This is a genomic window from Desulfatibacillum alkenivorans DSM 16219, from assembly GCF_900142135.1.
GTDB lineage: Bacteria > Desulfobacterota > Desulfobacteria > Desulfobacterales > Desulfatibacillaceae > Desulfatibacillum > Desulfatibacillum alkenivorans.
In genome coordinates, this window is record NZ_FQZU01000030.1 from 39004 (window position 1) to 51808 (window position 12805).

11 protein-coding genes are annotated in these 12805 nt (G+C 44.3%); 6 read left to right on the forward strand and 5 right to left on the reverse strand.

Going from position 1 to position 12805, the window contains the following annotated elements; genetic code table 11:
* The first annotated feature begins 129 nt into the window (after window positions 1-129).
* The gene (locus tag BUE18_RS19770) at window positions 130-699 is read left to right on the forward strand and encodes a GrpB family protein (RefSeq protein WP_073477913.1); all 570 of its coding nucleotides are present in this window, start codon (window positions 130-132) and stop codon (window positions 697-699) included.
* 167 nt (window positions 700-866) lie between these two features.
* Here the strand turns inward: BUE18_RS19770 and BUE18_RS19775 are convergent, their stop codons facing one another.
* Complete coding sequence (locus BUE18_RS19775; RefSeq protein ID WP_170868417.1) at window positions 867-1202, reverse strand: DUF362 domain-containing protein; 336 nt, start codon at window positions 1200-1202, stop codon at window positions 867-869.
* Between the two features lie 576 nt (window positions 1203-1778).
* On the opposite strand from BUE18_RS19775, the gene BUE18_RS19780 reads away from it, so the two are divergent.
* From BUE18_RS19780 to BUE18_RS19795, 5 genes are all read left to right on the forward strand, one after another.
* Entirely contained in the window at window positions 1779-3023 is a 1245-nt protein-coding gene (locus BUE18_RS19780; RefSeq protein WP_073477915.1) for a hypothetical protein, read from the forward strand.
* Between the two features lie 107 nt (window positions 3024-3130).
* On the forward strand, window positions 3131-3490 hold the full coding sequence (locus BUE18_RS19785) for a hypothetical protein (protein ID WP_073477916.1): 360 nt from the start codon (window positions 3131-3133) through the stop codon (window positions 3488-3490).
* A gap of 272 nt (window positions 3491-3762) precedes the next feature.
* A complete protein-coding gene (locus BUE18_RS19790; RefSeq protein ID WP_073477917.1) occupies window positions 3763-8334 on the forward strand; it encodes a DNA polymerase in 4572 nt (1523 codons plus the stop codon).
* 116 nt (window positions 8335-8450) lie between these two features.
* A complete protein-coding gene (locus BUE18_RS28035) occupies window positions 8451-8615 on the forward strand; it encodes a hypothetical protein (protein WP_170868418.1) in 165 nt (54 codons plus the stop codon).
* 18 nt (window positions 8616-8633) lie between these two features.
* On the forward strand, window positions 8634-9248 hold the full coding sequence (locus BUE18_RS19795) for a hypothetical protein (protein ID WP_073477918.1): 615 nt from the start codon (window positions 8634-8636) through the stop codon (window positions 9246-9248).
* 324 nt (window positions 9249-9572) lie between these two features.
* Here BUE18_RS19795 and BUE18_RS19800 read toward each other — a convergent pair whose 3' ends face one another.
* Genes BUE18_RS19800 through BUE18_RS19815 form a run of 4 tightly spaced genes read right to left on the reverse strand, consistent with a single transcriptional unit; the run spans window position 9573 to window position 12691 of the window.
* Window positions 9573-9998 (reverse strand): DUF3307 domain-containing protein, encoded by a 426-nt coding sequence (locus tag BUE18_RS19800; RefSeq protein WP_073477919.1) that lies wholly within the window; start codon window positions 9996-9998, stop codon window positions 9573-9575.
* Window positions 9995-10999: a UDP-glucose 4-epimerase GalE gene (gene galE, locus BUE18_RS19805; RefSeq protein WP_280173714.1), complete on the reverse strand. Its 1005-nt coding sequence runs from the start codon at window positions 10997-10999 to the stop codon at window positions 9995-9997. Before galE ends, BUE18_RS19800 begins: the two co-directional genes overlap by 4 nt.
* A gap of 22 nt (window positions 11000-11021) precedes the next feature.
* The gene (locus BUE18_RS19810) at window positions 11022-12017 is read right to left on the reverse strand and encodes a GHMP family kinase ATP-binding protein (RefSeq protein WP_073477921.1); all 996 of its coding nucleotides are present in this window, start codon (window positions 12015-12017) and stop codon (window positions 11022-11024) included.
* 41 nt (window positions 12018-12058) lie between these two features.
* On the reverse strand, window positions 12059-12691 hold the full coding sequence (locus BUE18_RS19815; RefSeq protein ID WP_073477922.1) for a sugar transferase: 633 nt from the start codon (window positions 12689-12691) through the stop codon (window positions 12059-12061).
* Window positions 12692-12805: the final 114 nt, after the last annotated feature.

Below are 12805 nucleotides of genomic sequence, written 5' to 3' on the forward strand. Positions count from 1 at the left end.
ATAACTTTCTGGTTAGCCTGCAAGGGGCCTGGACCGGCGCCGATTAATTAAAGCGTCGAAATGCAAAAACGTCTTTTTTGTAAATAAATCTTTAATTTAATACAGAAATGTATTCTTGAAAGAGAAATAATGACGGAAAAAAGCCTGGAACAGCGCATCAAAGAGGCCGTGGCGGAAAAAATCGACATGGTCCCCTATAATCCGGAGTGGCCTGAAATGTTCCGGCGAGAAGCGGAGTTTCTCCAAAATCGCTTTCCAGCCCCCCTGATTCGCCGTGTGGAGCACTTCGGCAGCACGGCCGTACCGGAGTTGACCGCCAAGCCCATCATCGACATGCTGGTTGAAATCTCCAGCGAAAAGGACGCAGCCCGGGAGATCGTTCCAGTCCTGAAATCTTTGGGCTACGATTATTTCTGGAGGCCGGAGTTTGACAAGCCGCCCATGTATCACTGGTTCATTAAAAGGAATGAGGCCGGGAAGCGCACCCGCCATATCCACATGGTGGAGGCGGATTCCAGGTTGTGGGAGCGTTTGCTTTTCAGGGATTATCTGATTCAATTTCCGAAGGCCGCCCGGGAGTACGCCGCCTTAAAGCAAAATCTGGCCCGCGCCCATCCCAACGACCGCATTGCATACACCCGCGCCAAGGGCGAGTTCATCGCCGAAATCATGGATAAAGCCCGCGCCTTGTTTGCCTGAGGCCATAGCAAGACCCCTCCGGGCGCTGGAACTTCTATAACCTGAGCCAAAACGCCCTTGTTTCAGGGGCTTCATCCTAGAGCCTTTTGGGGAGGGTGCGGTTATTTTTTTTGGCGGCCATTACATACGAGTTTCTTGAAGTCAAGTCTCTCAAAATTTATACCAACTCAGGCCAAACGTTCCAGAGGCCGATCCGGAACGCCATGCCCTGAAATCTCCAGACTTACGGCATGGTTTGGACAGACGTTGACGCATCTTCCGCATCCCCGGCACGCCTCGGATATTTCGGCCATACCGTCATTTATTCGAATGGCGTTCACAAAGCAGGCCTTCTCACAGGCCCCGCATCCCACACAATCCTCGCCAATGCGCACCGAAACGCCCTCCAACTTTTTGAGGGTGTTGTCGATGGGTCCGTACATCTTTGGGTAAGCTCTGAATATGCAGCAGCACTCGCAGCAGTTGCAGATGGAAACCAGGCGCTCACGGGTTTGGCATCCCAAAAAATCGCGTCAAAAAGAAAATGTCCCACCACATGAACCAACCAAAAGTTCACCGAAGGCTTGTTTATGGACTTGGTCACTTTAATAAACTGGATGAGATTAACATAAGAAGCAATTGGTTTCCCATAAAAAAAGGGGCTGCGAGCAATCTCGTAATCCCTTGTTTTTATTATGGCGCCGAAGGCCGGATTCCCCCGGCCCTGAGGCAATTCAGTAACTTACTGAAATCATGACTACTGTTGAGGACAAAAAAGTCCTCGATGTACAAACTTGGCTATACAATTGCATATTCTGCATATGGCGAAAGGGGCCTTTTTAGGGTCCCTTTCTTTTTTTCACCAAGGGCTTCCGACCCGTTCGGACGGCCCTTTTTTTGTTCCCATTTTTTAGGAGGATTTTCCATGAAATTTACCAGGGGGCCTCCCCAAGATTACTGTTCCCTTCAACCTGACAAAATCACCCGGAAAGGGGACGCCAAGATTCGGTCTGCATCCGTAGCTTTATACTCTGCGTGCACCCGTTACCGGCGCAGCCTTTCCCAACCATTCGCCCAAACTAATAGAAAGGTCATTAAAAATGACAAAAAATAGTAAAAAAAACGCGCCCATTATGGACGAAAATCAAGTTGAACACAACCCGGAAACAACCCTGGCCGAGGAACAAAATCAGGAATCTTCCCTTTCAACTGCCTCTGATACCGAATCAGGAACGGAAGACGAAACGGAAGGCGATCTGGAAAAAGGAGATACGGAAGAAAATCTTGTCGATTCCACCTCTCCGGCCCCCCCTCCCGAAACGGAGGAGCCCCAAGGCCTGGCAGTACCCCAAATGCAGCGCGCTGCATACGCCATGCCTCTTGGTCAAGACAACCAACACTACCTTCTATGCTCAGATAGCACGGGTTTCTTGGAAATTTCTGCGCACATAGTATCATCAAGCGTAGAACAGTTTGATATTCAAGAGCTTAGAGATGAAATGACCGAGTTCAATGAGCTAGACGCAAAAGAACTTGTTCAAGATAGAGGCGAGCAAGGCGCTTTAGATTATGCAAAGTCGGAATTTGCAATCTTTCATACAAAAATTGCGCGTGTAGGAAACTTCGCGGAAGGCTGCTTGTTTTATCTAAGACTCGAACAGTCTAAAGCATTGGAAAAACTGAAAGAGATCTGCAGAGAGGCTGAATTTGATTTCAATTTGAAGGTTGTTCAAACCATGCCGCAAATCGGCCTGCGCTCCCTCAAGGACTATGAACGTTTGCTGAAATACAAGGATATCTTCGACTTCATTCCAATAGGCAAGAACAGAGCCGTCTCTCTCATTGCCGTTATTGAGAAGGATGCTGGAAAAGGCGCCCGAAAAGCACGAGCGTGGCAGGGAGACACGCCATTAAAGGATTATCTAGAAAAGGGCGGAGTCATAATCCCTAACAGCGACAGCGATCAAAGCCTTGAAATATTCAAGTTTGAAACAGACCTGCTTATTAACACCCGACGTGTAGAACACGAACATATTGAAATCACAGAGGATCTATTAAATGAGTTTACCAAAGAGTGCGGCGAGCTCAAACGCAGCTATTTAAAAGACCTTGAGCAATTCAGCGGCGATGAAGAAGCGTTAAAAATCCGCCTAGAGGAGTACAAAGCTAACGATGGAAAAATTCCACCTAACGAGAGCGCACCCAACAAGATGGAAGGCGTTATTAAGAGGATAGATGGAATTCTGAGTAGTGAAGATGCCTTGGAGACAGTCACACAAGAGACAGTGGATGTTCTCAAGGCCAAGGTAGCCGAACTGGAACAGAAGCTGGCTTCCAATGTCTAAAAACAAGAAATGAGTCTTGTTTAGAACGCCCCCTTCGCTAAAACAATACGCGGAGAGGGCGTTCCATTCCGTAGTTGGGCATTAGTTGCTCAAAAAAGGAGAATAACATGTCAAGTATCGATGCATCATTATTGAGTCAAGCCTATTTAAATTTTGAATATGAGGTGATGTACGGGATGCTCTTCCTTGGTTTTGATCACTACTGGATCCATATTCAAGGAGATGGGAAGACCATCATTAAAAAAGAAGTCACCAGAAAACGCATTGATAAACGAATTACAATGCGTGCTCTTTATTGTATTCGGCCTAAAGATGCCCCTGGCACTCTGTGGGATTGGATCGAGGGGTACTTTGATTATGAAGCGTTCGAACAATTTGCTCCTCTTGGCTTTAAAACAATCAATTTTGGCATTTACGACAAAAAACATAATTATTTCGGCACAGTGATGAGAAAGTCCGCTCCCTGAGAATGCTGGGTAGTCAAAGACTACTCCTAAATTAAACGGGGAATCATTTGTGCCAAAAATATCAACTCCAAAAATGAGAGGGAACCATGGTTCGAATGGTTCCCTCTTCGCGTTTGCGGAAGTGCTGGCAGCGTCTCCATGTCTCATTTTGTCAAGGACAAATATTAAATGGGCCATGGGGATGATGAGCCATGGAACATTTTCACAGGGCAAAAGCAACCTGATTTTAGCCCGTCAATAGAACCCACATCATTTAATTAAGGAATAACATTTTGAATAAAACAGAAATAACTTATGCTGCCTCAAAAGAAGATATACCCAAAACCTCTCCCGTAAACGATTATTTAACTGAACTCCAAAACAATCAAGACAGAATATTTTCTGGTGAAATGGAAATTTTTATAGCCCCAAAATTCCGTGTAGAAGATGAAGACTTCTTTTTTCCCATTTTTGAGATCTCTGTGGAACTTGAACCTGTGTACGGGGACGAGTCAAACGAATTCCAACGCGCCATGTATTGCGCGTCACGCACCTTGGACATCTTGAAGAACCTGGAGGTCGATGGATACTTCAAAGTCATTGCAAAGGAAAATGGGGCAATACGGTTGGCGTCCCGTTTGGCTATACCCATTGAATTTCAGGGAGCATTTGCACACTTCGTATTGAAGGAACTGCCCATAGAGTATGGTTTAGAGTTCATTGAACCAACAGATTCACCAGAACCGCTGCTTACCAATGGATTCCATAACGATCCATCTTCCCTTGGAGGTCTATTGTCTTTTCACTCGGAAATCATGGACGGATGCTGGAGGGATCTATCAATGGCGGAATTCACAGCTTTGATCCAAGGCAACCCCGATCCGGAATCATACATCGCTTTTGTGGCATGGCTAACCTGTTTTCAAGCCCTTAACCCAGACGAGTCGGATAGCAAATTTGCCCAGGAACTAAGTAAGTATAAAGTGCTGCTGGATGGTGATACGATACTTCCGTTCAATCCACAACAAATAAAAAAACCGCCCAAGGCATTGTCCCTGGATGCTGTACAAACCCATCTGACATCCAAAGGAATCCGATCCAAAGTTGAAAAGCGGGGCGAAAGTCTTGCCATTTCTTTTGACAAACTTCCATGTCCCATGTGCGGTAGAACAGACACAAGAGCCTGGGCATATCCTCCATTCTATCGCCTCAAGTGTTTTAATGCCAGGTGTGAAGCATCATACGAGGGAGAAGGGGTTCCTCTTATCACCTGGGCGGGACTGGTTAACGAGTACCAGGACCGGCAGGATTCCATTTCACAGACCTGCTACTTTGCACCGCCGGAAAGCTATATGAATTGCGACCAAGCCAGAGCCATAGTTCCCCAAACTTTGAGTACTGCCTTAGAAACAGGAGAAAGCGCCTTGCTATTGGTAACTCCCGGCGTTGGCAAGTCGCATGGAGCATTGGAGTATCTGGCTTCCCATTGCACCGGCAAAACAATCATATACAGTTGCCTGAACAAAGCCCTCAAAAATGAAGCCTACCAAAAGTGCTTAGATTTCGCCTCCGATAAATCCAAAATCCACAATTTGGAGGCCAGGGACGCACTATGCAGCATGAAGGATGAACACAAAAGGGTTGTTGAACTGGGTTATTCACCGGGAAAAATCATGTGTGCAAACTGCTCCCACAAATCGACCTGCCCATATCAACTACAAAGACAGAATATCGGCCCGGGTATCCATTTTGTAACCCATGCAATGCTCCGGTATTTGGAAGAATACATTCCCGGACCCGATCTCATCGTTCTGGACGAAAATTTGCTCCAGGGTTTTGTTACCGATGAATTCGCCACTGAAGCCGACATGCGAACTCTGATGAAGGTGTTCCACGGTCAAGAAAAAGTGTTTGTCGAAAACATTATCGCCATAGGATCACATTTCGCCACCCAAACAGCCGCTTCAAGCAGTGGTCAAATGGCCATTATCAACAGTCATCGCTTGTCGGAATACTACAGTTCCGAAGACACATTTTTAGACTATTTTGGCAGAAAATACGAATGGACGCCGGACCAAATAGATGAAGCCATCGATCTTTCATGGACGGTTTTTGCAGACAGGGATGAAAAAGCACTTCATGATGAAAGTTTGAATTATAAGGCGGCCAAATGGATTCGTGGTCTAACACGGCAAGAACCTCATCAATTTTCCTATATTCAAGCTACTCCTGCAGGTGAAGTTCGGTTTAGGACAAAAGAAATAGTCAAATTGGGTTTCGGATTAGCTCCTGTGGTTATACTGGATGCTACCGGCGATCCAAAACTGGCTAAAGCTCTGACCGGAAAGTCACATACAGTGCATAGAGCAGACGTTAGATGGGAAGGCAGAGGAATTCACATAAAGCAGAAACTCTCCAAATCTAATCTCGCGAAGAAAAGCGATTCTGATCTGAAAAACATCCTGCGCAAGGCCATAGAAAATATATCAGCCGAAAAAATTTTAATTCTCAGCCACCAAAGAATCAAAGGGGCTTCTTTCAAAAGTAAAATATTAGGCATGGCTAACTCCCTATCACCGGAAAAGGAATTCGCTTTCCATCATTTTTACGGTCCCAGAGGCATCAATGATTATGCAGATTATGAAGCGGTAATCGTGTTAGGCCTGCCCATACCAAACATTTCCATGAAATGGCAGGAAGCGCTCATATTGTTTCCTGAAGAGGCCGACGAGGCGATCCGCAATTCCTGGGTGGAACTTAATACCAACTGGGAACTGACGCAATGTTTCCATCGAATTCGCCCTATATATCAGGAACAGACGGAATTCGTCTTCGCAGGCGATCCTTGGCCAAACTGGCTGCCTTCGCCAACCAAAGTCATCGATGAATCAAGAGATACTAATAAAGTGGACAAGGCGTTCAACATACTAAAACCAATAGTGCAGGCGTTCGGATTTGTGAATAGGGATGCAGCATTTTTAGCTGGCGTACTCCAAAAACGCCATGAAAATCTTTTTGAGCAATTTAAGAGTGATTTCTATAAAATGGACGACTGGCTAACTGCTTCGAACCTGCACGAACAGCTTAGATATGCCAAAAATAACCGGACCTGTATATCCTGCCTCGGTAATCAGCAATTTGGTAATTCAGCGAAGTTATCTGCAACTAAGCTATTATTATATAATATAGCTAAGCTACAGATAGATTATGATATTAGCCAGTATAATCTTACAGAGAACTTTTGTCATGAAACCTTAAAAATATCACTATATCATGTCGCTAAATTGATGGATAATGAAACCGTATACGTCTCCGAAAAGCAGTTCAAAAAAGTTATGCAAAAAATAAAAGCGTGGAATCCTGAGTTGCAGGATTTCAAAGTAAAATCTGGTTATGGAAAAGGTCACGACATAAAAGGGATCGGCCTTCGAGATCAAGTGCGTGAGTTTTACGGCGCACTCAATGCATCAGATCTATTCCCTAACACCAATCTGAACAGTATTGAATTTAACGAACAACCGAGCGGTGAACCTTTACCAGATGGCGTTATTGTAGTTGAACTCAACCGAACATCTTATGATTCTGTCACAGTGTGGGAAAAAGACCGAACTAAGACAATGAGCCTAAAGGATTGCGTCAAAAAGATTGGCAACTTGCCGTCTTCTGGCGGTTCTGATCAGGATGCGCCAAAGGTGGTTACGAACGACGGTAAACGCCTTGCCAAAGAAATGCTGGATCAAAATGTTTCTGCTTCCATTCATGACGTTTTCCTGAGCGAACGGATATTAAAAAATGGAAGGGCATCGTCTCGTCATATAACGGAAGGCGGGCTGTTTCAACGATATGAACTTCAGTCAGATATGGTTCGTAGCTGGAGTGGATTACAGCAAATTGCGGTAAGTCAGCTACAGAGCATTGAAAAACAGGAGTTAGGGTGGGTGTTGGGGGTGGAAACGGAAATGATGCGGATTGCGGCTAAAATGGAACGAAACGGAATTTTAGTGGATAAAGCGCACCTGGAATCTCTTGAAAAGGATCATCCGCAATTTGTGGACAAGGCGCTAAACCGCATTCAACCCGATGGCAGGTTTTATGATGAAATCGATCAATTAGGAGAAGTAAGCGCGAGAATGGTCTCTAAACTAGATGGCATTCCGAGGGATGAGGCCCTGAGATCATGTTTCATTCCTGCGCCGGGAAATAAATTCATCATTGCGGATTATAAGCAACAGGAATCCAGGATATTGGCTGGATTATCTGGCGATGAACATATGCTTGCTGTTTTTGAATCGGGAACTGACTTCTATGAGTATGTTGGCGAAATGTTCGAGGCAGAGACCGGCGTAGCATTTGATAGGAAGCACATGAAACAAGTGGTCAACGCTATAAATTATTGGGCAAGTGCAGAGAAAGTGCACCAAATTTTAAAGGACAAAGGTTATGTCATACAAGAATGTGACATTATATCTGCTGTGGGGAAATATAGACAGGAATTCAGTAAGTTATTTGCATGGCGCGATGAGGCTGTGAGGCAGGCCAAAAAAGATGGGATTGTCAAAACTGCAAATGGACGCAGGCAATATATTGACGAAAGCATAAAGACCGCAAAAATTTCCAACTATGTAGTTCAAGGAACTGCCGCAGACGGCTTCAAACACGCCCTCACAATGCTTGATTCGGAGTTAGATGGCACAAATGCCCGCATTGCACATACCATGCGGGATGGGCTGATCGTGGAGGCAGAAGCCGAATCGGCACCCCAGGTTGAGAGATTAGTACAGGCTATTATGGAAAATGCTTTCGATGGCATGGTGCAAGGTGTGAAGTTTCCCGTAGATATTTATATTGCTGACAGCTGGGGATAAAAACAACTGCCCTTCGAACACCTTACTCGTCAACTCCTACCCTCCTATTCTCATGGCCTAACGATGTCGTGTTTCCATGAGGACAAATATATAAATAGCATAGGAGGAATTTGTCCATGAAGCAACCCAAGTTAGTTCCATTGACGCTCAGCGTCCCAGAAGAGATTAGATCAGAACTCCGCACCATGGCGGCGAAAAAAAATTTGGATCATCCGGATAAGGTCACATCGGCGGCTGAAATCGCCCGAGAAATCATTTTATCGTATTTAAAAGAACAATAATTTAAAGGAGAATTTTTTATGTCAAAAGATTCCAATGACTCACAATCTTTAATAGAAACATGGTTCGATAGTCTGTATTCAGAAATGGGAATATCACTCACGGATGAGTGGTTTAGTCCAAACAATTTCGCTCATATTCATTGCATAGAGCATGATCCAACCACCGGAGAGGCGAATGGGAATGTTCATTGCCTGAAAGCCTCTCTTTCGGATATGCAAGACCTTGAGGATGCCATAAATTTGGTAATGACCGAACCTTGGGAACAACATTCTCAATATTATGTATATTTAGATTCCCTTACATCCCAGGATAGCGACATTGTCCAGGTGACAATCGAATGGCGAATGGACGCAGAAACTGATGAGCGGGTCCTTTTGTTGTCTTTTGAGGATGAGCAGGGAAAAACTTGGCTTCATGCGATAGATCCATCTACTGCGCTTTTGCTGGCTGAATATATTCATTTTTTGATTGAGATGGGAAGAAAGTTGGTTGTGCTGCAGGGAAACGCTTCTGGCTATCCCGTGGATGTCTTCAGAAAAGTGCCAATAGACAGGCAACTCATATCTACCCCATCTGATGAATTCGCTCAGCAGGTGGTTGATTCACTTGAGAAGCAGTTTTCTGGCGCCTAAAACACAAATGCCCATCGCTTGCAGATTTAAAGGCTGCAAATGGTGGGCATCTTTTTAGTATGAATAATTTTTGTTTGTTAGCCGGAAGACATAGCTTTTAGCAGGATCGCTAACCTAAGAGAAATAAAGCCATTTCCCTTGCTTCCCATAGCTTTCACGCCGTCTATGCCAGAATGCACTATTTTAAAGGCATAGCCAAGTTTGGAGAGTTGTCTTTTTTTGAGTGCCTGCGTAGGCGTTGTCCAATTCAACAATCAATATTCTCGGTATATGAGTTTCGTGATTTTCCTTGCTAAGCCTTCAGATAAAATCGCAAGGTAAAAATCACAGCAATGTAGAAATCCCCAAAAGGCAGAATAGGTGAGCTAACTGATCTGTTCCTAATATGCCGCCCCAAATCAGAAAGCCTTTTTTATCTCGTTTGATGGCGCGATCTTGTTTTGAAACCAAACCACTAATAGTCTGAAAAGGTTTTCCTGGCCCCCAAACAAGCCTCTCGATGCGACAACGGACAAAATCAATAATAAAATGTTGCCCAAATACCAAAGCAGCACCAAGCAATGCTGCGCATCCGAACAATTGGAGCATAATATAAGAAGCGACTGCGTGGAACCCGCAATGAATAGCGATCCCAGCTAGTTGCCTACCTACTTTAGCATCCCTTTTTAAAACAGCTAAACGCTTGGACGATATTGCTACATCTCCGATCGCATGTGAAATAAGCAAAGGGATGATTGGAGATGCCGTCAAACTTTATCGTCGTATCCATTCGGGTGAGCCTGGTGCCATTTCCACGCCGTGGCGACAATCTCCTCTGGATCTTCATACTTTGGAGACCAACATAGTTCGCTTCTGGCCATTTGGGAGGAAGCAACCAAAACCGCCGCGTCCCCTGGCCTGCGCGGAGATTCTATTTCCGGAATTGATTTCCCGGTTACCTTTCTCGCCATTTCAATTATTTGACGAACAGAAAACCCCTGTTGGCATCCAAGATTATAGATTCCGCCCTGATCGCCGTCCATGAGTTGCTCAGCCGCCAGGAGATGAGCCTGAACTAAATCGGTCACATGTACGTAATCCCGGAGACAGGTTCCATCCGGCGTAGGATAATCTGTCCCAAATATGCTGATTTTCTTCCGCTGTTCCAAAGCTACTTGGAGAACAATAGGTATCAAGTGGCTCTCAGGATTATGATCTTCTCCGATTAAGCCGGAAGCATCAGCTCCCGCCGCATTAAAATATCTTAGACATGTGCTCCGAATTCCATACGCCTCCCGGCAGTCTTGCAGAACGGCCTCCAAGAATTGTTTCGACCTCCCATAAGGATTGACGGGGATCTGGGGCTGGCATTCCTCTATAGGCGTTTTCTCCGGCTCTCCGTAAACAGCCGCAGTTGAAGACAGGATGAACTTGTCAACCCCATGCTTCTTCATGGAACTCAGCAGTTCAAGGGTCTTTCCTGAATTATTAACGTAGTATTTTAAAGGATCTTGGACGGATTCTCCGACCTCAATAAATGCAGCGAAGTGCATTACACAATCAATTTTCCGGGTGGAGAATATCTGTTTGAGAAGGCTGGGATCGCCCAGGTCGCCCTGAATAAATTCGCCTCCGAGCACGGCTTTATGATGCCCCTTGGAGAGATTATCCAACGTAGCCACGGAATGGCCCTCATCTAATAGGGCCTTCACCATGTGTGATCCTATATAACCTGCTCCGCCAACTATTAGAAAAGATGCCAAAAAATACACCTCGAATAATGATCACAGTGACTTACTTACTGGAATATCTTCTATCATCGAAAGTAACCTTGCTACCGCCGCGTTCTAGCATAAAAGGCAACTCTCTGTATTCCGCCATGGCTTCAAAAACAGAACTTTGTTTTTCTCTTGGCACCATGAGCAAAAGGAAGCCTCCTCCTCCTGCCCCGCATACTTTGCCGCCTAATGCGCCTGCGGCTTTAGCTTTTTGATACATTGCCTCAATCTGAATATTCGAAATGCCAGATGCCATTGTCTGTTTAAGTTGCCAATTTTGATCAAGTAATCGACCAGCCTCTTCCGAGTCTCCTTCTTCGACGGCTGTTTTAAATGGTTCAACTAACCCAACCATTTGTTGCATAATTTCTGCTTTCTGGGTTTTGAAAGTATTTTTGGTTTGTTCACTGAGGATTGCATCTGCACTACGTGTAATTCCAGTAAAATATAATAATAATTCAGAGGAGAACTTTCTAAAAAAAGAATTCTGTGTTTCAACAGGATGTCTATTAACCGCACCATCTGACTGAAATGTAAACATATTTAGGTTGCCATATGCAGCTGCATATTGATCCTGTTTACCTATTGGTTTACCCAAAATATCAATTTCAATTTCACATGCTTCTTGAGCCAGTTGTTCGGCTGTAACCAAAATATTTTGTCTGTTATAAAACGCATGTAATAAAGCAACCGTAATTGAGCTTGAACTTCCAAGCCCTGAACCCGAAGAAGGAATGTCTGCCAGTGTGGTTATCTCCACTCCATTTTCAATCCCGGTTTTTTTCATTGCCTCTCTAACAAGGTCATGCTGAATATCGGAAACTTGAGAAACACACTCTTTCTTTGAATAGTTGATATATATTTCATCATCAAATCTCTCTTTCACTATAACAAATACATACTTATCTATGGCCGTACTAATTACGCCCCCTGGATACTTTTCATAAAACGCCTTAAGGTCAGATCCTCCTCCTACAAAACTTATTCTCAAGGGCGTTCTTACAATTATCATGATTGCAGTCCTTTCACCTTCCGTTATTCACAGAGAAACTACTACTTTCCTGTTCCTGCAAACACGACCCAAAATGTCTTGAACAGAATTTTTATATCCAGCCATAGGCTCCATTCATCAATATACTTCATGTCTAAGCTCATCCACTCATCGAAATCATTGATGTCATTGCGGCCTGAGACCTGCCATAGACACGTAATTCCCGGCTTGACGGACAACTTTCTCCTGTGCCATCCGTCGAATGCCTCTATTTCACTTCGCAGTGGAGGTCGTGGTCCCACTAAAGACAAGTCTCCTTTAAAGACGCTCCACAACTGAGGCAATTCGTCCAAACTGTATTTTCTAAGAATATGGCCGGCTTTTGTAATTCTAGGATCATTGCTCATTTTAAACGCAGCGCCTTTCATTTCATTTTGAGCCATCAATTCAGCTTTTAGTGCGTCTGCGTTTTCCACCATTGTTCGGAACTTGTAACTGACTACTGGTTTTTTGTTGTATCCAAGAATTTTCCAGTGATAAATAATAGACCCTTTTGAATCTAACCTAATCCAAATGGCTATAGCTAAAAAAACAGGGGCTAAAAGCATTAAACAAATGGAAGACACCGTCAAATCCATCAACCGTTTTGCAATAATTTCAAAGTCGCTTCTTTCAACAGAACTATAGGAAACCATTGGCACCCCATGAAAATACTCTGCCCGCGCTTTAGATATTAAATTTTTGACAGGACTTTCAGAGTTAATGGCCTATATGCATCCTAATGATTTGATATAATGGACGATATTTCA